The following is a 23,764-nucleotide window of genomic DNA, read 5'->3' as shown; positions in this document are numbered from 1 at the left end:
CGATGATTAATGTTTAACAACTGTATTCTTGTTACTATCTCTGAAAAACAACATAAACAGCACTAATACTACCGCTGCGATACCTGCTGGGATCAACCAGATGGTGTGCCAGTTGTGACTGTTTGCACCGGTTTTATAAGCATCTACAATAGGCCCGGAAATGATAAAGCCTATCAGCATTCCCACACCATATGTAGCCAGCGTTACAAAGCCCTGGGCAGAGCTCTTGAATTCTTCACCGGCAATTTTATCGGTGTAGATCTGCCCGGTTACAAAGAAGAAGTCATAGCAGATACCGTGTAAGATGATACCTACAATGAGCATCCAGTAGTTGGCATCAATATCGCCAAAGGAGAACAGGGTATAACGTACCACCCAGGCGAGCATACCTAATGCCAGCATCTTCTTTACACCTAACCTGGCGAAGAACAGCGGCATCACCAGCATGAAGAGGAACTCTGACATTTGTCCCATGGATTGCTTGCCGGCAGCTGCGTTCATGCCTATTTCATTGAGGAACGGATTCGTGAAATTGTAGTAGAATGCCAGGGGTATACAGATGGCAATGGATGCCAGGAAGAACAGCAGGTAGGAGCGGTTTTTCAGCATCCGTATAGCATCGAGGCCCAGGATCTCTTTTACCGAGATCTGCGTACCTTTTTTGGCAGGCGGTGTTTTAGGCAGTGTAAAGCTGAACAATCCCAGCAGGAGTGATGCGCCAGCTGCCATTTTAAAGGTGAGGTCAAGCGAGTTTGTTTTCTCCCACTGTAACCATCCGATGAGCAGGCCGGCAATGATCCAGCCAACAGTGCCGAATACGCGGATAAAAGAAAACTCTTTACTCGGATCGCTCATCTGCCGGAAGGAGATGGAGTTCACCAATGCCAGTGTAGGCATGTAAAGGATCATGTACACCAGTAATACGGGGTAGAAACTGTCGTAGCTGGTCATGCCCGAGCAGATCCATAGCAGTGCGGCCCCCACCAGGTGTATCACGCCAAGGATGATCTGTGCCGAAATAAAGCGGTCGGCAATAATGCCTACAATGAAAGGTGCGATCACTGCCCCGATAGATTGTGTAAGGAAGGCATATCCCACCTGGGTATCGGTGGCGCCCTGCAGATTTTTTAATACGAAGGTTCCTAATGTCACAAACCATGCGCCCCAGATAAAGAATTCCAGGAACATCATAAAGGATAGTTGTACCCTAACAGCTGATCTCATAACGACTAATGCTTTATTGATTGAATCTTGATGAACCGCTTAAGATAAGCAAATTTCATAATTGTGAGATGAAATTCTTGATGGATAATATAAACTCCGGTAGTTCACAAAGTATTGTGCCTGATCTTTTTACCGGGCGTTACAGTAATGCCGGACCCCGCAGCAAGCAGCGCGCTTCCGGGCGTTTGCTGCAGCATGTTTTCAAATGCGGCGCCGTACAATGAATGTGCGGGTACTGCAATGGTAATCAAAATCAGTAACGGGATGAACTTCCCATTGCGGGTGGAGGAATGGGCGCATATTAATTTGCCTTTACCAGTTTTGCATAATATTTACATGCCGGTCTTAGTCCGCATTCGCCACATTTCGGGCTCCGGGCTACACAAATATAACGGCCATGCAGTATGAGCCAGTGATGGGCGATATGTACTTTTTCTTTAGGAATATTTTTCAGCAGCTGCAGTTCTGTTTGCAGCGGTGTTTTGGCATTGGTGGTAAGCCCTATCCTCGCGGAAACCCTGAACACATGTGTGTCTACTGCCATATTGGGCTGCTGGTGCACCACAGAGGTGATCACATTGGCTGTTTTACGGCCTACTCCGGGGAGCTTTATCAGTTCCGGCACAGTAGCGGGTATTTCCCCGTTAAAATCTTCGACCACCATTTGTGCCATCCCAATGAGGTGCTTCGTTTTGTTGTTGGGATAGCTGATACTGCGGATCAGCGGGAACAGCTCGTCGAATGTGGCGGTGCTGAGGGCGTATACGTCCGGGTATTTTGCAAAGATGGCAGGGGTGGTCATGTTCACCCGTTTATCGGTGCATTGGGCCGACAGGATAACGGCTACCAGCAGTTGGTATGGATTGTCGTAGATGAGTTCCGTTTCGGCATTGGGAACATGTTCCTCAAAGTATTTGAGAACAAATGCATAACGCTCTTTTTGAGTCATGCCATAAAGATAGGAAAAATGGAAAAAGTAAGGTGGCTGTTACTGCTCTTCCGTTTTTTGTTTATCGGCGGCGTAGTCGAAAATCAGCTGGAGAGTGGCCATTCTTGGCGCATAGTGTACCGTGTTAAGGGCTGCTTTGGTGTCGTCAAAGCTGGCTTGTTCTTCCCGGGTAAATGAAAGATCTTCCTGGTGATGTTTAATATCGCTTTTAGTAACAAGACACAGGGTTGAAAGTACAGAAAGTGTAAAATTACTCATGCATAATTATTTTAATACTAACAATAGGTTCTCTTTTATAACGGATTTTGCCCGGATTCTATTGTTAATTTAAGATAAATTTTTAAGACGCACAAGGGTAGTGAGCAGGGCTATTGGGCGGGTGCCGGGGAGATAATGAACAGGTCTTCATTATCCTTTTTCATATAGTATTTTTCGCGGGCAAATTTCTCCAGTTTCTCGGGGCTGGAGAGCAGTTCCTGCTGTTCTTCCCGGGTTTGTCTGATTTCCCGGATAAAGAATTCCTTCTGGTTTTCGAGCTTGTTAACCTCTGTCTGGAACTGGTATTGGAGCATGAGGTTGGTTTTGTCCAGGAAGGCTATCCAGATAATAAAGGCAGCAAAAGCTATGAAGAACTTATTCTTCAGGAGCTTGGGCACTTTTATGGACTTTAATCCGGACATACAGCAATTTACAAATGATTTTTGGATTTCAGATACCCGGCGCTGATGTGCCGGGTACCCGAGATCCAGAAATTTTTCCCCTGAGGGTTATTTTTTTACACTGATGGAGTTGGTAGGATAGATCGCTACTTCACCCAGTGCTTCTTCGATACGGAGTAACTGGTTGTATTTCGCCATACGGTCTGTACGGGAAGCGGAACCGGTTTTGATCTGGCCGCAGTTCAGGGCTACGGCGAGGTCGGCGATGGTAGTATCTTCAGTTTCGCCGGAACGGTGGCTCATGATGGAAGTATAACCGGCTTTGTGGGCCATGTTTACTGCATCAATGGTTTCCGTTACAGTACCGATCTGGTTTACTTTTACCAGGATGCTGTTGGCGATACCTTTATCAATACCTTCTTTCAGACGGAGTACGTTGGTAACAAACAGATCGTCGCCCACCAGCTGTACGCGGTTGCCTACGGATTCAGTCAGTTTTTTCCAGCCTTCCCAGTCATCTTCTGCCATACCATCTTCGATGGAAACGATAGGATATTTGTTTACCCATTCAGTCCAGTAAGCCACCATTTCGTCGCTGCTGATCACTTTCTGGGAGCTTTTGTAGAATTTGTAGCTCTTGGTAGCATCATCATACATTTCGCTGCTGGCGGCATCCAGGGCGATAGCTACCTGGGTGCCTGGTTCGTAACCGGCTGCTTTGATAGCTTCCAGTACGGTTTCGATGGCTTCTTCGTTGCTCTGGATTTCAGGAGCGAAACCGCCTTCGTCGCCTACGTTGGTGCTGTATCCTTTCTTTTTCAGTACGGATTTAAGGTGGTGGAAAATTTCCACGCCCCAGCGCAAACCTTCAGAGAAGGAAGGAGCGCCAACCGGTACGATCATAAATTCCTGGAAGTCGATTTTATTATCCGCGTGCGCACCACCGTTGATGATGTTCATTAAAGGAATGGGGAGGGTGAAAGCGTTTACACCGCCGAGGTAGCGGTACAGTGGCTGGTTGCTTTCTTCGGCAGCAGCTTTGGCAACGGCCATGCTCACTGCGAGGGTGGCGTTGGCGCCCAGTTTAGCTTTATTAGGAGTACCATCAAGTTGAATGAGCATTTTATCGATGCCGGCCTGATCCGTCACTTCCCAGCCAATCAGTTCATCCGCTATGATATCGTTTACGTTATTTACGGCCTGCAGTACGCCTTTGCCCATATAAACGCTTTTATCATTATCACGCAGTTCTACTGCTTCGTGTTTACCGGTAGAAGCACCGGATGGAACTGCTGCACGGCCAAAATGTCCGTCTTCTGTGGTTACATCAACCTCAATTGTAGGATTACCACGGCTGTCGAGGATCTGCCTGGCATGGATTTCTGAAATGGTACTCATAATTCGAAAAGTTATTATTGTTAGCTATTTATTTAGCACCTGGCGCTCGCCGCGGCTGTTAGTCCCTTACCACTCCGGGTTGCTAACGGCTACAGTTGTTTGCCTGGGGCTTTTGTCAATTCCCGGAAAATTGTTTCCAGGCTTTGTGAATTGCTCTGCAAAGAAAGGATGTTCCTGTTATTAATCAAAGCAAATTGTAACAGGTTTTTTCGCACCTCGTCCACCTGGCCGGTAAACAACTGCCAGCTATGGTCTTCCCGGGCTACCACACGGGTAATGCCGGGAATTGCCAGCAATTCGGCCTCGGTAACCGGCTCGGTAAAGGTAACCTGTAAATATCCATTCCCGCTGCTGTTTTCACGGATTAACGATAATTTATCGTCTGCAATGATCTTTCCCTTGTTAATGATGATCACCCGGTCGCACAGGGCTTCCACTTCCTGCATAATATGCGTGGAAAGGATCACGGTTTTATTGGCGCCAAGGTCTTTGATCAGCTGCCTGATATCGGCCAGCTGGTTGGGATCCAGCCCGGTAGTGGGCTCGTCCAGGATCAATACTTCCGGATCATGCAGCAGGGCCTGGGCCAGGCCAACCCTTTGCTTATACCCGTTGGATAATGCCCCGATCTTTTTGTGCTGCTCCGGCTGCAGCCCCGTTTGTTCAATGACGGCGGCAATACGCTTTGCACCGGCTTTTCCCAGCTGGTGCACACCGGCCACAAACTCCAGGAATTCGCGGATATACATATCATAGTACAACGGGTTGGATTCGGGCAGATACCCCACCCTTTTACGCACTTCCAGCGATTGGGACACTATGTCGAAACCACATACACTGGCCTTACCGCTGCTGGGCGGCAAAAAGCCGGTGATCATTTTCATCGTGGTGGATTTTCCTGCACCGTTGGGCCCCAGGAAACCAGTGATCTCCCCCTTTTTCAGCTCAAAGGAAATTGCATCCACTGCCCTTTGTTCGCCGTATACTTTGCTGAGTTCTGATACCTGGATAGACATGTATGCTTGCACGTTTTTGCGGGGACTAAAGTACTTAAAAAAGCGCGGATTTTGTCTGACTCAGGATTATGATGATTACGCTGATTTTATTTTTTCATTTGGTTTGGTTTTGTTTTCGGGGAGATAATAATGGAGATGCCGGCATTTTTTAAATCTTTTAACAGGGATGTTTAATACCGTATAAGAACCTACGAAATATATTACCAGCCACTGGCATGAACCTTGTCCAATATCTCTCTGAAAACAAAACCAAATGAAAAAATAAAATCAGTGTAATCATCATAATCATCATAATCCTGAGTCAGACAAAATCCGCTTACATTTGCATATTATGAAAAGAGTCATTGGTCTATTTTGTTTATTACCACAACTACTACAGGCGCAATCTATCCCGGTGAAGGACTATCCGCAAGGCTACTTCAGGAACCCGCTGAGTATACCGATCATACTGGCCGGTAACTTCGGGGAACTGCGGCCCAATCACTTTCATTCAGGAATGGATATTAAAACGCAGCAAAAGGAAAACCTGCCGGTACATGCCGCCGCAGACGGTTATGTAAGCCGCATAGGCGTATCGCACACGGGTTTTGGGAATGTACTTTACATTACTCACCCCAATGGATATACGACTGTGTATGCGCATCTGAATGCTTTTTTTCCTGCGCTGCAACAGTATGTGAAGAAACAGCAATACCAGGCGGAAAGCTGGGCCAGCGACCTTACCATCCCCGCCGGCCTGTTTCCCGTGAAGAAAGGGGACTTTGTAGCATGGAGCGGCAATACAGGCGGATCTGCCGGTCCGCACCTGCACTTTGAGATCAGGAACACCACCACTGAAAAGCCGCTGAACCCGTTGCTTTTTGGATTTGATATTGCAGATACCAAAGCGCCGGATGTATATCGCCTGGCCATATACGACCGCGAAAAAAGTATCTACGAACAAAAGCCACTCATCCTGCCCTTAAAGAAAGTGGGCGGCGAGTACGTAACCACCCAGCCTGTGGTGAAGGTGAATACCGCGAAGGCCGGCATTGGCCTCAGCGCTATAGACCGTATGAATACCGGTAATATTTATGGTATTTATGAAGTAACGCTGCTCCAGAATAATGAACCGGATATCGACTTCCAGCTGGATAACATCGGTTATGATGAAACCCGCTACCTGAATGCACATATCGATTATAAAATAAAGAAAGGCGGGGGCCCATACTACCAGCTGGTGTTTTCCCTGCCAGGCAATAAACTGGATATTTACCACGACCTGAAAGGCGATGGTACCATCCATCTTTCAGATGGGGAAGTGCACCAGGTAAAACTGCTTGTAAAAGATGCGTATGGAAATACATCTACAGTAAAGCTGGCCCTGCAACAGTCGGGCACCAATGATACACAGAAAGCATGCGCCAATACCATGTACCCTGATTCCCGTAATATTTTTGAAAATAACCAGGTGGAATTCTACCTGGATGAAACAGCGCTGTACGACCAGGTATGCTTTGACTATCTTGAAACTGCGCCGGCAGGAGCCAAAGCCTATTCCAACATATATCACCTGCATAATGCGCTGGTACCGGTGCACGACCTGTTCGATGTAAGGCTTCGCGCTACCCGGAATGTTCCGGAATACCTGCAGTCGAAAATGGTGATGGTACGGGAAGGGCAAGGCAGCAGCACTTCTGCCACTACGCTGGAGAATGGCTGGTATAAAGGCACATTCCGTGATTTCGGTAACTTCCACCTGGAAGTGGATACGGTAGCTCCAAAAGTAACGCCGCTGGGAGTGAAGCCCGGCGCTGTACTTTCAAAAGCCGCTAAAATATCATTTGCCATGAGCGATGCCAGTGGTATTAAAAACTACCGTGCAGAGCTGGATGGTAAATGGCTGATGTTTTCGCGCAGGGGTAACGTGCTCACCTATACGTTCGACGAGCATTGCCAGCCGGGTGCGCATGTATTGGTGATGAAAGTAACTGATATAGCGGGGAATGAAGGCAGCTACAGGTTATCATTCAAACGTTAAGAGATCATTCAAACAGTTAAAACCACAGATATGACAAACTTAAAAGAAGGCGATAAAGCTCCTGTTTTCAAAGGAAAGGATCAGCATGGCAAAACCGTGTCCCTGACTGATTTTAAAGGCAAACGGGTGGTATTGTATTTTTATCCGAAAGATATGACGCCAGGATGTACAGCACAGGCCTGTAACCTGCGCGACAACTATGATACCCTGCTGAAAAAAGGATATGCAGTAGTAGGTGTAAGCACAGACAGTGAACAAAGTCACCAGAAATTTATTGAGAAATACGAACTGCCATTTACCTTATTGGCAGACGAAGACCAGAAGATTGTACATCAGTATGGTGTATGGGGAGAAAAGCAGATGATGGGCAGAACCTATGATGGTATTCACCGGACTACTTTCCTTATTGATGAGAAAGGAGTGATTGCGCATATCATCAAAAAGCCCGACACAAAGAATCATACGGAAGAGATCCTGGAATTGTGGAAGTAGCGGAGGGATCGCCTTCGGCGATTGTCTTGGAACACTGATTACGCTGATTTTAATGATTACCGGATTTTATTTTTGATTTTTTTTATAAAGAACAAGGGAGATAAAAGTATTACTACTTCTATCTCCCTTATTTATTTTAAAATCTGTTATAGTTAAATCAAACGAATCATCAAGATCAGCGTAATCAGTGTTCCAAGACAATCGCCGAAGGCGATCACTTCCGCACTATCTCTTCTGACGTTGTTTCTTAAACAGGTTACCTGTTTTGAACTTGTTACCTTCAGGGCTGCCTACGCGGTCCATTGCACAACGGAAACCAACCGTGTTTGTGGCCATATCTTCCTGCATGTAACGGCGTGTACCTGGTGAAAGCCAGTAAGCACGGTCGTTCCAGCTACCGCCTTTGATCACATGTGATTTATCGTTGATCAGGGTAGTGATGCCATAACCATATTCCACCTGGGAGAGGGAGTCACCATCAAGATAGTTGATCACATCACCTTTCTGGTAGTTAAGACGGTTGGCGCTTTCTTCATCCGTTACATCACGCATTTTCAGGTGGCCAAGGCTGTCTTTTTCAAACTCTTTATTCTCGTTCTGGTAAACAGTCTGGAATTTGTTACCACGGAAGTAGTTGAAGTCTTCCCCATCGATCGGGTTGAGTGGTCTGTATACGTCCAGTACCCATTCTGCCACGTTACCTGACATATTGTAGATGCCGAATGTGTTAGGATAGAAGGAGCGGATAGGACCAGGGATAGAAGCACGGTCGTTCAAACCGCCGGCCACACCCATGTTATCACCGGAACCGCGCTTGAAGTTGGCCAGGAACTGGCCTTGCATGGTACCGCGGCGGATATCACGTAAACCGCTGGTGTTGGTGCCCCAGGAGTAAACCTGTTTGTTCATGATCAGCTCTTCTCCGTGTTTGCCTTCTTTTTTGGAAGGGCCGGGGTTCTGACCTATATAACCCAGTGCAGCATATTCCCACTCTGCTTCAGTTGGAAGGCGGTAGTTGGGTAGCATGATACCATCTTCAAAAGCGGCATTACGGGGAGTTCCGTCGGAATTTTTGAACTGATCTTTTGCACTCTTCGACATTTTACCCGGAGTACCTTCATACAAACCGGCAGTGTAAGATTTAGTGTCGAAGGTATTGTCGTCCGACTGGTTATTCACATCTGCTTTGGAAAGGAGCCCTTTATCCATCAGCAGTTTTTCGTTTACACGGTTGGAACGCCATTTACAGTAGTCGGTGGCCTGTTTCCAGGTAACGCCTACTACAGGATAGTCGTTATAGGCCGGGTGACGGAAATAATATTCCACCAGCGGCTCATTATAGGCCAGCTCACTACGCCATACCAGGGTATCCGGCATTGCGTTGCGGTATACTTCAGGGAATGATTCCCCGTATACACGGTTCAGCCAGTAAAGATATTCACGGTAATGTACGTTGGCTACTTCAGATTCATCGATATAGAAGGAAGAAACCGTAATACGGCGCGGAATATTATTCCAGTCGCCCATTACATCCTGTTCCGTTGCCCCCATGGCGAATGTACCACCCTGTACAAAAACAAGGCCCGGACCAGTTTGCTGGTTCACGTTTTTTGCTACACTGAAACCACCCATTTTCTGGTCGTTATAGTTCCAGCCTGTAGCGGAAGAAGCTTGCTTCTTCTTACCGAAAAGTCCCCCGCCGTCTTTATGACAGGCACTCATGGATAGCATTACGCTGGTACCTACGAGCAATGATAAAGAGGTTAATCTACGCATGCGATACAGCTTTAGTCTAGTATATTTACAGTAAACGCAAATGTACTCTTTTTTATTTTATGGCGAAAAAAATTAATTTGTAATTTGCTGCCAATCGTTCCCGCTGATAAGGGTCTTTCTACATCAACCGGCCGAAAAACTGCGATTAAGGTAATGAAACTCAGTTATATTTTTATAGTCCTATTCCTGCTTTCTTTTTTGAGGACGGGGGAAATATATGCCCAAAGCAGCCTTCGGCCCTATAAAAAAAATTCAGTGCTGGCAACCGGCAGCTGGTATAAAATAGGTATCAGCGCTCCCGGGGTTTATAAAATAGATGCCGCCTTCCTGCAAAGCCTGGGCATCACGGGTTTGCGCGCTGCCGGGCTGCGGCTGTACGGCAGCGGGGGGCAGATGCTGGGGGAGCCTAATGCCGTACCACGCTACGACGACCTGCCGGAAGTGGCCCTGCAGGTAGAAGATGGGAGAGATGGTATACTGGATGGCAGCGACTATGCCCTTTTTTACGCCCCGGGGCCGCATCGCTGGCTCTATAACAGCAGCACCAAAACTTTTACGCATCAGCGGAACCTGTATGCCGACACTGCCTGGTATTATATCACCACCACCGGAACAGGGCTCAGGATAAGTGCGGCCGGCGATGAGCCGGCAGCTGCGGCTCCGGAATATACCTTCGACTTTCATGATTTTTACGAGCGGGACAGCATTAATTTCCTCAACAGCGGGAAACAATGGTGGGGCCAGGAATTCAGTAAAGTAGTTGGGCTTACCCGCAGCTACGGTTTTAAATTGCCTGCGGCCCCGGAAGGAAAAGTGTGGGTTAGTATGCGGGCAGCGGCACGTAGCGGCAGTGGAAGCAATTTCAACGCCACCATAAACAAAGCGGCGGCAATAACCAATATGTACCTGCTGCCTGTTACCGGTAATATCTTTGAAGGCGTGGCTACCGCAGCTGCCACTGCCGGCGGTGCAAATACGGATCAGGCAGCGCTGGAAATAGGCGTGGAATTTTTACCGGGAAATATCAACGACCGGGGATGGCTTGATTACCTGGAGGTACAGGCACGTTGTGCTCCGGTATTGCCTGCTTCAGGCATGCTGGATTTCCGCAGCACCCGGTATGCCGGTACCGGGCAGCCCAGCCGTTTTGCGGTACATAACGCCAACGCGCAAACGTCTGTCTGGGATGTTACGGATCCGCTGCAACCCCTGATAATGAAAACCATCCTGCAAGGGGATTCCCTGCTGTTTACCGGCAAAAACGACCGGCTGCACGAATACCTTGCTTTTAATACCTCGGCTGCGAAGACACCCGTTTTTGCCGGCACTGTGCCGAACCAGGACCTGCATGGCAGCAGCCCGGCGGATATGATCATTGTTACCACACGCAGGCTGCTGCCGCAGGCAGAGCGCCTGGCGGCCATGCACAGGGCGGAAGACCAGCTGTTGGTGCAGGTAACCACTATTGACCAGGTATACCAGGAGTTCGCATCCGGAACGCCGGATCCTACAGCGATCAGGGACTATGTAAAAATGTTTTACGACCGGGGGCCGGCGCCACGTTACCTGCTGTTGCTGGGCGCCGCGTCTTACGACTACCGGCAGCGGGTAAAAAACAACACCAATGATGTTCCCTCCTGGCAAAGCGAGGCTTCCCTTGATGCCATCAGGTCGTATGTTTCCGACGATTATTTTGGCATCCTGAAAGATGATGGCGACATTACCCGGAACGATAAACCGGATCTGCTGGATATCGGTATTGGCCGTATTCCTGCGCGTAATGAAGCAGAGGCCAGGCTGGCGGTGGATAAGATCCTGCGGTACCGGCAGCCGGCTGCATTTGGCGCCTGGCGTAACCAGGTAACGCTGCTGGCTGATGATGAAGATGATAACCTGCACTTTGAAGATGCGGAGAAAATGGGAGATATCCTATGGAGCAGTGCGCAGGTGATGAATACAGATAAGATCTATGCAGATGCCTATCCCCAGGAAACAGGCAGCTCAGGCGCACTTTACCCGGAAGTAAATAAAGCCATTGCCGGCAGGATAAATAAAGGTACACTGGTACTGAATTATACGGGTCATGGCAGCAATGCGCGCCTGGCTGCCGAAAATATAATGGATGCTGCCAGTACCAGCGACTGGCATAACGAAAACAGGCTTCCCTTGTTTATTACAGCCACCTGTGATTTTGCGCCCTATGATGATCCGGGCATCACTTCGCTGGGGCATAAAATATTATTGCAGCATACAGGTGGGGCAATTGCGCTGATGACTACTACCCGCGCGGTTTTTGCAGCCTCCAACCAGCTGATGAACGCTAACTATTTTAAAGTGGCGTTTACACCATCTGCAGATGGGCGTATGCCTGCGTTGGGTACTGCATCCATGCTGGCGAAGAACCTTACTTACAGCAGTTCCGGCGATGCAGTAAATAACCGTAAGTTCCAGCTCCTGGGAGACCCGGCGCTTACCCTGGCATATCCCACCTACCGCGTGATCACAGATTCTATCAATGGGAGGGCAACCAGGGGATTACCCGATACCGTGAAGGGCCTTGGCACCTATACTGTAAAGGGCCATATAGCAGATGCACAGGGGAACCCCGTATCCAATTATAACGGCATTCTTTATACAACGGTATACGATCAGCCGGCCCTGCTGAAAACCCGTGGCAATGATGCCGGGAGCCAGGTGGCTGCATACAGGGTGCAGCAGAACGTATTGTTCCAGGGAACCCAAACAGTGAGTGGCGGCAGGTTTTCTTTTACATTTATGGCCCCCGCCGATACCAGGGAAGGTAACGGTAGAGGAAAGATCAGTTATTATACCAGTAACGACCGGCAGGATGGTAACGGTTATTTTGATAATTTCACCACCGGTGGCCAGGCTTCACCACCGGTGGCTGATGTTACCGGTCCGGCAATAAATGCCTGGCTTGATAACCGTAATTTCAGAAGCGGGGATATCACAGGCCCGGATCCTTTACTGATAATAGATCTGGCAGACAGCAGCGGTATCAACATTTCAGGGAATAATGAGTTTCACAGGCTAACGGCAATTCTGGATAGTACAGAATATTTTGTGTTAAATGATTATTTTGGGGCATCTTTGGACAGCTATAAGAAAGGTAATGTACTTTTCCCGTTAAAGGGATTGTCAACTGGAGAACATAAAATTACGGTCAGGGCATGGGATGCATGGAACAATGGGGCTACAGCAACTATTTATTTCAAAGTGGCTGAACAGGGCATACTGGCGGTAGATGATGTCAGGAATTTTCCGAATCCTTTTCATGACGTGACACGTTTTTCTTTTTTGCATAACCGCCAGGGAGAAGAGCTGGAGCTTACATTACAGGTGTTTACATTAGCCGGAAGACTGGTAAAAACAATGCGGAGCACAATAATTTCCACCGCTGGTCGTTTTGAGGGCATGCCCTGGGATGGTAGTAATGATTCGGGAGCAAAACTATCCACAGGGTTGTACGTGTACAGGCTAACAATCAGAACTTCCACGGGTACGAAAGTAAAAGGCGGTAAGCTGATGTTATTGTAGTCTATGCCGGGAAATAATTTTACCATTATCCCAAATAAACCCCTTTCTATGTTATATTAATAAATAAGATTATTTTTACATCCTTATCAAATACAAATTCTGCATGATCCGAAAGGTAACAATGGGCCTTGTGTTCATTTACGGTACTTTCATAAGTTTACAAATCTCAGCGCAAATTCCTAACCCGGGGCAAACAGATGGGCGTACCAACACCATCAATACCGCGGTGCCTTTTCTGAGAATTACACCGGATGCACGCAGTGGAGCCATGGGCGACGTGGGAGTGGCCATATCACCGGATGCATCTTCTATTTATAATAACCTGTCTAAGCTTCCATTTGCTGAAAAGAATGGCGGGTTATCGGTAACTTATACACCCTGGTTAAAAGAGCTGGTAAACGATGTATTCCTGGCCACTGTATCCGGTTATACAAAGCTGGATGAACAGCAGGCCATTTCCGGTTCGTTAAGATATTTTTCTTTGGGAACGATCAACTTTACAGATATAACCGGCACACCCACGGGTGATTTCCGTCCGCGTGAATTTGCGCTGGATGCAGGTTATGCCCGTAAACTGTCAGATCATTTCGGCATAGGCCTGACAGCCCGTTATATTTACTCCAACCTGGCTGGCGGGCAAAGCAATGGCAGCGTGAGCATTAAGCCAGGTAAAGCCTTTGCTGCTGATTTGTCTGGATTTTACACCAAAGATTTTGAGAAAGATGATGGCCTGGTTAACAGGCTGAACGTAGGGCTGGCTATTACGAATATCGGTACCAAAATTTCCTACACCAGTTCTGCGGCCAATAAAGACTTCCTGCCAACTAACCTGGGCATTGGTACAGCCTATACCATAGCGCTGGATGAAGCCAACCAGCTCACCTTTGCGCTGGATATCAATAAGCTGTTGGTGCCTACACCGGATACTGCCGGCTTATATAAGGAGAAAGGCACACTGGAAGGGATCTTCAGCTCTTTCGGAGATGCACCTCTTAAGGAAGAACTGCAGGAGCTGATGTATTCTGTTGGCATGGAGTATTGGTACAACCAGCAGTTTGCTGTACGGGCCGGTTACTTTAATGAAAATAAGAACAAGGGTAACCGCAAATATTTTACCGCTGGTATTGGTGTTAAGTACGACGTCTTCGGGCTTAACTTTTCCTACCTGGTGCCTTCAGGCTCAGGAATCCAGCGTAACCCGCTTTCCAATACCCTTCGGTTTACGCTTACATTCGACCTGGGCTCCAGGGATGAAGAAAGCCGTACAGGATGGTAACACATATTTAGTCGTTTAATTATATAAATGATTGAATCAATTGAATCCCTCCGCAAAACGGGGGGATTTTTATATTTATTGGCTTACCTTGCGGATTGGCAAAATGATTTAATTATTACAAATATGAGTAGGATACGTATAGGATTGGGAGTAGATTTCCATCAGCTGACAGAAGGCCGGGAATTCTGGCTGGGAGGAGTACTGGTGCCACATCATAAAGGTGCGCTGGGACACAGCGATGCCGATGTATTATTACATGCCATTTGTGATGCCATGCTGGGAGCGCTTTCCCTGGGAGATATAGGAGTACATTTCCCGGATACTGATAATACTTACAAGAATATCGACAGTAAAATATTATTGGCCCGGTGCGCACAGCTGATAGGAGAGAAAGGATACCAGGTGGTAAACGTAGACAGCACCTTGTGTTTGCAGGCGCCGAAAGTGAAGCCGTATGTACCCGAGATGCAGGCAGTGATCGCAAAAATCCTGCATGTGGGCATTGAAGATGTATCTGTGAAGGCCACTACCACTGAAAAGCTGGGTTTTGTAGGCCGTGAGGAAGGCGTTACAGCACATGCGGTGGTACTGCTGGAGCATATCACCCAGTAATTCACCATTCATAATTATTTTAAAATATCTTTGTTCAATGGCGGATATCATTGTGAAAATAATCAATAAGTCGGGTAATGAATTACCGGCCTATGCAACGGCAGATGCGGCAGGAATGGACCTTCGCGCACATTTGGAAACCGCGGTAACCCTGCAGTCGCTGGAAAGAATGCTGATCCCTACCGGCTTGTTTATGGAACTGCCTGCCGGCTATGAAGCGCAGATCCGCCCCCGTAGCGGTTTAGCCATTAAGCAGGGGCTTACGCTCCTGAATACGCCTGGCACGATAGATGCAGATTATCGCGGAGAGATTAAGATTATTATGATCAATTTATCCAATGAACCGCAAACCATACAACCTGGCGACCGTATTGCCCAGATGATTATTGCTCCTTTTGTTCAGGCGGTCATAGAACCGGTAACCGTGCTGACAGAAACCGTTAGAGGTGTGGGAGGATTTGGACATACCGGTAAATCCTGATAAATGCGGATATACTTCACCGTTATAGGGCTGACTGGGATGTTATTAATGGGAGCCTGTAGTGGTGCCAAACAATCAGCATCACGCAAAAACGCCACCATTAATAATTCCACTGTGTTGTCGCAGCGGGCGGATAGCCTCTTCTTTGCTGCCCAGCGCTCCAAAATGCTGGGTGACTATCGCACGGCTATTACCCAGTACGCGGACTACCTGCGGCTGAATAAAAACAACGCCACCGTTAACTACGAATTAGCACGTCTTTTTATAGAAGTACAGAATGCCGGTAACGCGCTCATCTTTGCCCGTCGCGCTGCAGCACTGGATCCGCAGAACCACTGGTTCCAGGTAACGCTTGCAGACGCCTATGCCGTGAATGAGAAATTTGACAGTGCTGCCTATGTGTTTGAAGGCCTTACCCAAAGATACCCCGATAACGAAGATTATCTTTATAACAAAGGAATTTTACTGGCAAAAGCCGATAAACCCGCCTCTGCACTTGCGGTATTTGACCAGCTGGAAAAGAAGGTGGGCGTTGTGGAAGAACTTATTTACCAGAAGCAGAAACTGCTGCTTAAAATGAGTATGGTGGATGAAGCGGCGGCAGAAATAAAAAAACTGATCAGCCAGGAACCGGAAGAGATCAGGTACTACTACCTGCTGGCAGAGATCTACGATGCAAACGACCGTATACCGGATGCCGCAGCAGTGTATCATACCATCCTGTCCAAAGACCCTGATAATCCAAGGGCCCTGATCGCGCTGGCATCTTACGCAAAGAAAAATAATGATACGGTTACCTACTGGAGCAATCTTACCAAAGCATTTGCCAATCCGGGTTACAGTATTGATGAAAAGGTAGCGTACGTATACCCGTACCTGCAAATGATGAATACGGATACGGCCAAGCTGGATGAAGGACTGCAGCTGACTTCCCTCATCATCAAAGCACATCCGGCAGATGCAAAAGCATATGCACTCAGAGGGGATATGTTTTCACAGGCGGATATGCTGGACAGTGCAGAGGTAAGCTATAAAAAGGCCCTGAGCCTTGACGACAGCCGTTTCTCCGTTTGGTATCAGCTGATGTGGATCTATTCCCGTAAAGATGATCCCACCGCATTACTGGCGCTCAGCAATAATGTAACCAGTAAATTCCCTAAAGAATTTATGGGTTACTATTTTAAAGGAGTAGCCAGTTTCCTCCTGCAGCAGTACCCGGGCGCTATCAGTTCGCTGAACACTGCACTGGAAATAGGCAATGGAGAGAAAAAATTCCTGGGAGATATTTATTCCCTGCTGGGCGACTCCTATCATGCTACCGGGCAGCACCAGCAGTCGGACAGCAGCTATGAGCGCGCTTTGCTGCTTCGTCCGAAAGATGCGCTGATCATGAATAATTACAGCTATTATCTTTCTTTAAGGGGCGAAAATCTGGAAAGAGCGGCGGAAATGTCAAAACAATCACTGGAACTGGAACCGGAAAGCCCCACCTACATGGACACCTATGCCTGGATCCTTTTCCGCCAGGAAAAATTTGCAGAAGCAAAAGTGTGGATTGAAAAGGCATTGCAATACCCGGAAGCACAGAAAAATCCGAATGTGCTTGAACATTATGGTGATATCCTGTTTAATCTGAAAGAAGTTACAAAAGCGGTGGAATACTGGCAGATGGCTAAAGACAAGGGAGCATCCTCTGTAGACCTGGCCCGTAAGATCGCTGAAAAAAGATATATTCAATAAGCATTTGCTATAAGTCATCGCTCAATGAAGAAAAAAATAGAAGTCACACTTTTAATTATAATGACCGGTTTGGGAATGATGGCCTGCCGTCATCCCAAGAAGCTGGCGCGTAGTACTTTCCCTGCAGCTGATACAAATAAGGTAACCATTGGAGGCGACAGCTCCTCGAACGCGGAACTGACCCGTTTCACCAGCGAAATGCTGAAAGGTATCCACGCCAATCATATTGAATTCAATACTTTTTCCGGTAAAATGAAACTGGCTTTTGAAACAGACAAGAAGAGCCATAATAACCTGAATGCTACTTTCCGTATTAAAAAAGACAGCATCATATGGATATCCGTTTCAGCCCCGATTGTAGATGAAGTGATCAGGGCAGTGATCACGCGGGATAGCCTTAAAATGTACAACCGTTTGGATAAGCAGTTATTTCTCCGGAAAATGACGGATGCTGAAGAGCTGCTGAATATTCCGTTCGATTTCAATACCCTGCAGGATATGCTGATCGGTAACCCGGTGTATCTTACAGATTCCATATACCAGGTAGTAAAAACACCCGCTATCATTTCTTTCAGTTGCGATCATGCAAAGTTTATCAGCCTCTTCAATGTTTTTGCGGATGACTACGGATTGCAGCAAAGCAAAGTGATGGATAAAGACAGTACAGGTACTGCCAAAAGGTCGTGCGAGCTTACCTATGGCGATTATACAAAAGTAGCCGGCCGCAAATTCCCTACTACCCGCCGTATTTATATTGAAGAAAAGAACGTTACCAAAGTGGCGCTCGATTTTACACGGTACGATTTTGATGTGCCGCTCTCTTTTCCATTCAGCATGCCCGCCAGCTATAAGCGTATGTAAAATGTTAATTGAGTAAATGCCGCCTTCATTAAACTAATAAACGTTGTATATTTATTTAATTTGCAGTTACTAAATTTAGTCATGTTGTATTTGAAGAAGATTATCCCGTTTATGTTGGTGCTATGGTTACTGCCAGCTATGTTGGTTGCCCAGAATAATGGGCAGCAGCAACCATCGCGGGAAGAACTGGAGCGAAGAAAGAAGGACCTGCAAAGAGAAATAGATGAGGCAAATGAACAATTAAAGGAAACCAAGAAATCTACCAGGGAAAGTCTTGGCCAGCTGCGCGCCCTGCGCGACAAGATCACGCTGCGTACCCGTTTGATCAATAATATCAATGAGGAGATTAATTTTATCAACGGAGATATTAATACCGCTGCGCGGGATGTGAAAACGTTGCAGAAAGACCTGGACACCCTGAAAGCCCAGTATGCGCAACTGGTGATCTATGCTTATAAGAACCGCTCTTCTTATGATATGTTGAACTTCGTGTTTTCTGCAGAAAGTTTTAATGATGCAGTAAAACGTTTTCAGTACCTGAAACAATACCGTGAATACCGCCGCCGCCAGGCAGATAATATCGTGTCTACACAGGAACAGCTGAACCGGAAGATCCAGAACCTGGAATCACAGCGGGTAAGGCGCTCTGATGCGCTGAAAACGGAGCAGGAACAACGTAATACCCTGGAAATAGATAAGAAGGAAAAAGATGAAGTACTGAATAAACTGAAAGGTCGTGAGAAAGAGCTGGTGGCAGATATTAACCAGCGTAAGAAAGATGCCCAGAAGGTACAACTGGCCATCAGGGCGGTAATCCGCAGGGAAATAGAAGAAGCCCGCCGTAAGGCCGCGGAAGAAGAAGCTGCCCGTCGTAAAGCCGCAGAAGAAAAACGCAGGCGTGAGGAAGAAGCCCGTAAAGCCGCTGCACTGGCTGCTGCGGAAAGGGCAAAAGCAGCTGCCGCCAATAATAACAATAACAACGCTGCCAATACACCGGCGCCAACACCGGCCCCTCCTCCGGCAAAAACACCGGAGCCGGCGCCTGAACCGGAGAAACCGGCGGCCCGTACAGAGAACGTGCTGGAAGCCACTCCTGAGGCATTGGCATTGTCTGAAAGTTTTGAAGCCAATCGCGGTAAACTCCCATGGCCGGTTGATGCCGGTAATATCATCGAGCATTTTGGTATTCACCAGCATGCAGTGATGGAGCATATCCAGGTACCTTCCGATGGTATTGTGATTGCCACCACTAAAGGCGGCGCCGTAAAATCTATATTTGACGGGGAAGTAAAATCCGTGGTAGTAATGCCAGGTTCAGGATATGTAATTATTATCCGCCACGGACAATACTTTACCACCTATGTACGTTTGCAAACTACCAGGGTGAAGAAAGGGGATAATGTGAAAACGGGCCAGGTAATTGGTACGGCCAGCACCAACGATATTGAAAATACCGGTGAGGTGGAACTGCAGATATGGAAAGGCATTACCAAACAGAATCCTGAGCAGTGGATCCGGAGAAGATAATTTAAAATAGCTGAAACTATACGAGATAAAGCTGAAAGCATTTAAGGATGCTTTCAGCTTTGCGCTTACTAACCAAATGCAATTTTTTTTGAGAAAGTTGATCCCTCTTTTGATGGCTCTATGGCTATTGCCTGTGCTGTTGCATGCTCAGCGGGGTAGTAAGCAATCGCGCGCGGCACTGGAAAACCGTAAGCAGGAGTTATTAAAAGAAATAGAAGAAGCCAATAAAGCCCTGCAGCAAACAAAGAAATCCACCCGGCAAAATGTAGCCCTGCAGCGGGAACTATTGCAGAAGATTTCTACCCGCAATGCGCAGATCGTTCATATCAACAATGAAATCAGTTTAATAGAAGGGGACATCAGCAATACTAACAGTAATGTACAAACGCTGGAGAAAGAAGTGGATTCTCTCCGGGCCAGGTATGCACAGCTGGTGGTGTATGCTTATAAAACCCGTGACTCTTACAGTGTGCTGAACTTCTTTTTTTCTGCCACCAGTTTTAATGATGCTATACGCCGCTATCAGTACCTGCAGCAATACCGCGAAAGCAGGCGCCGGGATGCAGAGAGCCTGTTGTCTACCAAAGTATTGCTTAGCGAGAAGCTGGTAGCGCTGCAACAGCAGAAAGCCAGGAAAACCGGGGCGCTGCAAACGGAGCAGCGACAGCGGATAGACCTGCTGGAAGATAAGAAAGAGGCAGATAAGGCTATTGCACAGCTGAAAGACCAGGAGCAGGAGTTACAGCAGCGTATTAATAAAAATAAGGCTGAAGCCCGCCAGGTAGACCGGGCCATCCAGGATGCCATCAGGCGGGAAATAGCTGCGGCACAGAAGAAGGCCGCGGCACAGGCGCTGGCCCGCAAAAAGGCTGCAGACGCCCGTCGCCGTGCACAGGCTGCTGCCCGTAAAAGAGCTGCTATTGCCGCCGCCAGAAAAGCAGGGAAAAAATTGCCCGTGAAAGCGGAGAAGGAGGAGAAGGAAGAAGAGGAGGCCCCGTTAGAGAAAACTTCCAGTGAAGATGCGCTGGTGGCCACTCCGGAGGCGCTTACATTATCGCGCGATTTTGAGTCGAACCGCGGCCGTTTACCCTGGCCGGTAGATGCAGGCCGTGTGACTGGTCATTTCGGCGCCGGCAGGGTAGGTAAAATTGAAGTGGATCACAATGGCATTATCATCGCCACTGCCAGGGGAGCCGCAGTAAAAGCCATTTTTGACGGAGAAGTAATTATGGTCTTTATGGTACCGGGCGCAGGATATATGGTAACCCTGCGCCACGGAAAATATTTTACCAACTATGTGAGATTACTGGATGTTCGTGTTAGCAAGGGTGCTTCTGTAAAACGCGGGCAAACACTGGGTGTAGCCGCTCCGGGTGCAGGTAGCAATGCCGGGGAGATAGAATTACAGATTTATCGCAACATGGTGAAACAGAATCCCGAAAAGTGGATACGCGCCCGTTAGAGCAGCTGTACCTGTTTTTGTAATACTTCTTCGTATAAAGCCTCGTATTGAGGAATGATATTATCGATATGGAAGCGCTGCGCCTGTTCCCAGGCACCCTGTCTTACCTGCTCCAGCAAGGCTTCATCTTTCAGCAGTCTTATTGCATGGGCGGCCATTCCTTCCACATCTCCCACATTACTCATAAAGCCGGTTTGCCCCGGGATATTTATTTCCGGTAAGCCTCCCGCATTGGAGGAAAGCACAGGTACCCGTGCAGCCATTGCTTCCAGTGCCGCCAATCCAAAGCTTTCATATTCCGATGGCAGCAGGAACAGGTCACTGATAGACATCACATCTTCCAGCTGCTCCTGTTTTCCCACAAACCTTACATCTTCACAAATACCCAATTCCCGGCAGAGACATTCGATAGAAGGTCTGTCAGGACCATCGCCTACCAGCAGCAGTTTCGCCGGCAACTCTTTACGTACCCGGGCAAATACCTTTACCACATCAGGTACCCGTTTTACTTTACGGAAGTTGGATACATGCAACAGGATCTTTTCGCCGTTGGGCGCAATCGCCTGTCTGAAATGAGGCAGTTCCCGGCGGCTGAAGCGTTGAGTATCCACAAAGTTGTAAATGACCGCTATATCTTTTTCAATCGGGAAGGATTTATAGGTTTCATCCCGCAGATTCTCAGAAACGGCGGTAATTGCGTCCGACTCGTTGATGGAGAAGGTTACTACCGGCTCATAGGTTTTATCCTTACCCACCAGGGTAATATCTGTACCGTGCAGGGTAGTGATAAAAGGTACCGTTCTGCCATGCTTTTTCACGATCTGTTTGGCCATATAGGCGGTAGATGCGTGTGGAATAGCATAGTGAACATGCAGCAGGTCCAGTTTCTGGTTAATGATAACATCCACCATGGTGCTGCTGAGGGCAGATTCATAGGGAGGAAAATCAAAAAGTGGATATGTAGGCACCTGAACCTCGTGATAATATATATTAGCGTGAAATGCGTTAAGCCTTACAGGCTGCTGATATGTAATAAAGTGGACCATATGGCCTTTATCTGCCAGGGCTTTCCCCAGCTCTGTGGCCAGCACCCCACTACCACCGTACGTAGGGTAACATACTATTCCTATGCGCATGAGTTGATTTTTTGCATCCTGCAAAGGTACTAAAAAGCAACACGATATCACATAATGCATAGGAGAGAGGGATGAGCGGTAGCCGGTAATGGTATGCCAAACGAATTGACCGCCGGACACCTTTATGCTTTTCTCCTTCTACTTTTTTATTAGTTTTAACCATAAATTAACCTGCTGCAATGAGAAATTATATTGTGCCAATTTTGTTAGCCTGTACCCTGCCAGCCGTGGCTGTGGCGCAGGAGAAGGATTCAGTGACATTGAGGAAACTAGCTGATGAAGTATTGACCCATAGCACCGCCTACGAAAACCTCCGGGTGCTCACCAAGCAGATCGGGGGCCGTTTGGCGGGATCTCCGCAGATGGCAGAAGCCGAGCAATGGGGCGTAAAGGCGCTTAAAGCAGCCGGTGCAGACACCGTTTATCTCCAGGAGTGCATGGTGCCACATTGGGTGCGTGGCGCCAAGGAAGAAGCCCGCATTATCTCCAAACGGCGGGACTTTATACCACCGCTGGAAGTGTTGGCCCTGGGTAATTCAGTGGGCAGTGGGCCCGATGGCGTAACTGCTCCCGTACTGGAAGTGGCTTCCTTCGATGACCTGGAAGCTAAAAAGGACCAGGTAAAGGGAAAGATCGTTTTTTATAACTATCACTTTAACCCCACATTTATAAAAACATTTTATTCTTATGGCGATGCCGTAAAATATCGTGGCCAGGGCGCCAGCCGGGCTGCGAAGTATGGGGCTTTGGCAGTGATCGTAAGGTCTATGTCGCACGGCGCCAATAATTTCCCGCATACAGGCGCCATGCAGTACGACAGTGCCTATCCCAAAATCCCGGCAGTGGCCATCGGACTGGAAGACGCCGACCGTTTGAGCCAGCGTTTGAAGGATGACAACAGCGCCAGTGTATTTCTTCGTACCAATTGCGAAATGAAGAAAGACACGATCGGGCATAACGTGATCGCCGAACTGAGAGGCAGTAAGTACCCCGACCAGTATATCACAGTTGGCGGGCATCTTGATTCATGGGATGTGGCTGAGGGTGCGCACGACGATGGCACGGGCTGCGTACAATCCATAGAAGTGCTGCGAGCCTTTAAGGCATTGGGCCTGAAGCCGGAACATACCCTGCGTGTAGTACTGTTTGCCAACGAGGAAAACGGTACCCGTGGCGGCAAGAAGTACGCAGAAGTAGCCAGAACCCGCGGTGAAAAGCATATTTTTGCCCTGGAAAGCGATGCCGGCGGTTTTACGCCACGGGGTTTCACCACCACCATGGACCCTGCCCTCAAATCCAAAGTGGATAGCTGGAAGCCGCTTTTTGCGCCTTATGGCATCTATGATTTTGATGAACCGGGAGGCGGCGTGGACGTGGGCCAGCTGAATGCCGCAATAGGTACACCCATGGCCGAGCTTTCTCCTGATTCCCAGCGTTATTTTGATCTTCACCACGCGGCAAATGATGTATTTGAAGCAGTGAATAAAAGAGAACTTGAATTGGGTGCGTTTGGTATGGCAGGTTTCATTTATCTTGTAGATCAGAATTTCTGATCATCCATCACCAAAAAACTAATT

The 23,764-nt window shown here is 47.8% G+C and carries 20 protein-coding genes; 11 read left to right on the top strand and 9 right to left on the bottom strand.

The window, feature by feature from the left end; all coding sequences use genetic code 11:
- Nucleotides 1–6 precede the first annotated feature (6 nt).
- The 7 genes from ABIE50_RS01005 to gldA form a co-directional block, all read right to left on the bottom strand.
- Nucleotides 7–1,224: a nucleoside permease gene (locus ABIE50_RS01005; RefSeq protein WP_209856799.1), complete on the bottom strand. Its 1,218-nt coding sequence runs from the start codon at nucleotides 1,222–1,224 to the stop codon at nucleotides 7–9.
- A 104-nt stretch (nucleotides 1,225–1,328) separates the two neighbouring features.
- Nucleotides 1,329–1,475, bottom strand: coding sequence for a hypothetical protein (locus ABIE50_RS01000; protein WP_209856801.1), 147 nt, complete (start codon nucleotides 1,473–1,475; stop codon nucleotides 1,329–1,331).
- 50 nt (nucleotides 1,476–1,525) lie between these two features.
- Nucleotides 1,526–2,173 carry an endonuclease III gene (gene nth, locus ABIE50_RS00995; protein WP_209856803.1) on the bottom strand — a complete coding sequence of 216 codons (648 nt, stop codon included), beginning with the start codon at nucleotides 2,171–2,173 and terminating at the stop codon, nucleotides 1,526–1,528.
- A 39-nt stretch (nucleotides 2,174–2,212) separates the two neighbouring features.
- Nucleotides 2,213–2,431: a hypothetical protein gene (locus tag ABIE50_RS00990; RefSeq protein WP_209856805.1), complete on the bottom strand. Its 219-nt coding sequence runs from the start codon at nucleotides 2,429–2,431 to the stop codon at nucleotides 2,213–2,215.
- A gap of 110 nt (nucleotides 2,432–2,541) precedes the next feature.
- Nucleotides 2,542–2,853: an FtsB family cell division protein gene (locus tag ABIE50_RS00985; protein ID WP_209856807.1), complete on the bottom strand. Its 312-nt coding sequence runs from the start codon at nucleotides 2,851–2,853 to the stop codon at nucleotides 2,542–2,544.
- Between the two features lie 87 nt (nucleotides 2,854–2,940).
- A complete protein-coding gene (gene eno / locus ABIE50_RS00980) occupies nucleotides 2,941–4,230 on the bottom strand; it encodes a phosphopyruvate hydratase (protein ID WP_142685588.1) in 1,290 nt (429 codons plus the stop codon).
- Nucleotides 4,231–4,319: 89 nt separating this feature from the next.
- The gene (gene gldA, locus ABIE50_RS00975; protein ID WP_209856809.1) at nucleotides 4,320–5,246 is read right to left on the bottom strand and encodes a gliding motility-associated ABC transporter ATP-binding subunit GldA; all 927 of its coding nucleotides are present in this window, start codon (nucleotides 5,244–5,246) and stop codon (nucleotides 4,320–4,322) included.
- A gap of 331 nt (nucleotides 5,247–5,577) precedes the next feature.
- Between gldA and ABIE50_RS00970 the strand changes: the two genes are divergently transcribed.
- On the top strand, nucleotides 5,578–7,266 hold the full coding sequence (locus ABIE50_RS00970; RefSeq protein WP_209856811.1) for a M23 family metallopeptidase: 1,689 nt from the start codon (nucleotides 5,578–5,580) through the stop codon (nucleotides 7,264–7,266).
- Between the two features lie 30 nt (nucleotides 7,267–7,296).
- Nucleotides 7,297–7,758 (top strand): thioredoxin-dependent thiol peroxidase, encoded by a 462-nt coding sequence (gene bcp / locus ABIE50_RS00965; RefSeq protein WP_142685591.1) that lies wholly within the window; start codon nucleotides 7,297–7,299, stop codon nucleotides 7,756–7,758.
- Nucleotides 7,759–7,983: 225 nt separating this feature from the next.
- Here the strand turns inward: bcp and ABIE50_RS00960 are convergent, their stop codons facing one another.
- Nucleotides 7,984–9,534 (bottom strand): SUMF1/EgtB/PvdO family nonheme iron enzyme, encoded by a 1,551-nt coding sequence (locus ABIE50_RS00960; protein ID WP_142685592.1) that lies wholly within the window; start codon nucleotides 9,532–9,534, stop codon nucleotides 7,984–7,986.
- Between the two features lie 255 nt (nucleotides 9,535–9,789).
- On the opposite strand from ABIE50_RS00960, the gene porU reads away from it, so the two are divergent.
- The 8 genes from porU (at nucleotide 9,790) to ABIE50_RS00920 (ending at nucleotide 21,051) form a co-directional block, all read left to right on the top strand.
- Nucleotides 9,790–13,092 (top strand): type IX secretion system sortase PorU, encoded by a 3,303-nt coding sequence (gene porU, locus ABIE50_RS00955; protein ID WP_209856813.1) that lies wholly within the window; start codon nucleotides 9,790–9,792, stop codon nucleotides 13,090–13,092.
- 103 nt (nucleotides 13,093–13,195) lie between these two features.
- Nucleotides 13,196–14,368 (top strand): type IX secretion system outer membrane channel protein PorV, encoded by a 1,173-nt coding sequence (gene porV / locus ABIE50_RS00950; RefSeq protein ID WP_354027831.1) that lies wholly within the window; start codon nucleotides 13,196–13,198, stop codon nucleotides 14,366–14,368.
- Nucleotides 14,369–14,491: 123 nt separating this feature from the next.
- On the top strand, nucleotides 14,492–14,980 hold the full coding sequence (gene ispF, locus ABIE50_RS00945) for a 2-C-methyl-D-erythritol 2,4-cyclodiphosphate synthase (protein WP_209856815.1): 489 nt from the start codon (nucleotides 14,492–14,494) through the stop codon (nucleotides 14,978–14,980).
- 37 nt (nucleotides 14,981–15,017) lie between these two features.
- Entirely contained in the window at nucleotides 15,018–15,461 is a 444-nt protein-coding gene (gene dut / locus ABIE50_RS00940; RefSeq protein WP_111579902.1) for a dUTP diphosphatase, read from the top strand.
- A 3-nt stretch (nucleotides 15,462–15,464) separates the two neighbouring features.
- A complete protein-coding gene (locus ABIE50_RS00935) occupies nucleotides 15,465–17,201 on the top strand; it encodes a tetratricopeptide repeat protein (protein ID WP_209856818.1) in 1,737 nt (578 codons plus the stop codon).
- Between the two features lie 24 nt (nucleotides 17,202–17,225).
- Complete coding sequence (gene lolB1, locus ABIE50_RS00930) at nucleotides 17,226–18,062, top strand: lipoprotein insertase outer membrane protein LolB1 (protein ID WP_209856820.1); 837 nt, start codon at nucleotides 17,226–17,228, stop codon at nucleotides 18,060–18,062.
- Nucleotides 18,063–18,152: 90 nt separating this feature from the next.
- Nucleotides 18,153–19,589: a murein hydrolase activator EnvC family protein gene (locus tag ABIE50_RS00925; protein ID WP_209856822.1), complete on the top strand. Its 1,437-nt coding sequence runs from the start codon at nucleotides 18,153–18,155 to the stop codon at nucleotides 19,587–19,589.
- Between the two features lie 88 nt (nucleotides 19,590–19,677).
- Entirely contained in the window at nucleotides 19,678–21,051 is a 1,374-nt protein-coding gene (locus ABIE50_RS00920) for a murein hydrolase activator EnvC family protein (RefSeq protein ID WP_209856824.1), read from the top strand.
- Here ABIE50_RS00920 and bshA read toward each other — a convergent pair.
- A complete protein-coding gene (gene bshA, locus ABIE50_RS00915; protein WP_142685600.1) occupies nucleotides 21,048–22,187 on the bottom strand; it encodes an N-acetyl-alpha-D-glucosaminyl L-malate synthase BshA in 1,140 nt (379 codons plus the stop codon). The genes ABIE50_RS00920 and bshA overlap by 4 nt on opposite strands.
- A gap of 179 nt (nucleotides 22,188–22,366) precedes the next feature.
- Here bshA and ABIE50_RS00910 point away from each other — a divergent pair, with 179 nt between their 5' ends.
- Nucleotides 22,367–23,740 carry a M20/M25/M40 family metallo-hydrolase gene (locus tag ABIE50_RS00910; RefSeq protein ID WP_209856826.1) on the top strand — a complete coding sequence of 458 codons (1,374 nt, stop codon included), beginning with the start codon at nucleotides 22,367–22,369 and terminating at the stop codon, nucleotides 23,738–23,740.
- The last annotated feature ends 24 nt before the right edge of the window (nucleotides 23,741–23,764 follow it).

The sequence above is a fragment of the Chitinophaga sp. OAE865 genome (assembly GCF_040546735.1).
Lineage (GTDB): Bacteria > Bacteroidota > Bacteroidia > Chitinophagales > Chitinophagaceae > Chitinophaga > Chitinophaga polysaccharea_A.
Note: the sequence above shows the minus strand (reverse complement) of the source record. Positions and strands in the feature narration are given on the sequence as shown.

Excerpts from the sequence above, each read along its gene's own strand:
- ABIE50_RS01005 (WP_209856799.1), bottom strand. The coding sequence starts at position 1,224 with ATGAGATCAGCTGTTAGGGTACAACTATCCTTTATGATGTTCCTGGAA.
- nth (WP_209856803.1), bottom strand. The coding sequence starts at position 2,173 with ATGACTCAAAAAGAGCGTTATGCATTTGTTCTCAAATACTTTGAGGAA.
- ABIE50_RS00990 (WP_209856805.1), bottom strand. The coding sequence starts at position 2,431 with ATGAGTAATTTTACACTTTCTGTACTTTCAACCCTGTGTCTTGTTACT.
- ABIE50_RS00985 (WP_209856807.1), bottom strand. The coding sequence starts at position 2,853 with ATGTCCGGATTAAAGTCCATAAAAGTGCCCAAGCTCCTGAAGAATAAG.
- eno (WP_142685588.1), bottom strand. The coding sequence starts at position 4,230 with ATGAGTACCATTTCAGAAATCCATGCCAGGCAGATCCTCGACAGCCGT.
- gldA (WP_209856809.1), bottom strand. The coding sequence starts at position 5,246 with ATGTCTATCCAGGTATCAGAACTCAGCAAAGTATACGGCGAACAAAGG.
- ABIE50_RS00970 (WP_209856811.1), top strand. The coding sequence starts at position 5,578 with ATGAAAAGAGTCATTGGTCTATTTTGTTTATTACCACAACTACTACAG.
- bcp (WP_142685591.1), top strand. The coding sequence starts at position 7,297 with ATGACAAACTTAAAAGAAGGCGATAAAGCTCCTGTTTTCAAAGGAAAG.
- ABIE50_RS00960 (WP_142685592.1), bottom strand. The coding sequence starts at position 9,534 with ATGCGTAGATTAACCTCTTTATCATTGCTCGTAGGTACCAGCGTAATG.
- porV (WP_354027831.1), top strand. The coding sequence starts at position 13,196 with ATGATCCGAAAGGTAACAATGGGCCTTGTGTTCATTTACGGTACTTTC.
- ispF (WP_209856815.1), top strand. The coding sequence starts at position 14,492 with ATGAGTAGGATACGTATAGGATTGGGAGTAGATTTCCATCAGCTGACA.
- dut (WP_111579902.1), top strand. The coding sequence starts at position 15,018 with ATGGCGGATATCATTGTGAAAATAATCAATAAGTCGGGTAATGAATTA.
- ABIE50_RS00935 (WP_209856818.1), top strand. The coding sequence starts at position 15,465 with ATGCGGATATACTTCACCGTTATAGGGCTGACTGGGATGTTATTAATG.
- lolB1 (WP_209856820.1), top strand. The coding sequence starts at position 17,226 with ATGAAGAAAAAAATAGAAGTCACACTTTTAATTATAATGACCGGTTTG.
- bshA (WP_142685600.1), bottom strand. The coding sequence starts at position 22,187 with ATGCGCATAGGAATAGTATGTTACCCTACGTACGGTGGTAGTGGGGTG.
- ABIE50_RS00910 (WP_209856826.1), top strand. The coding sequence starts at position 22,367 with ATGAGAAATTATATTGTGCCAATTTTGTTAGCCTGTACCCTGCCAGCC.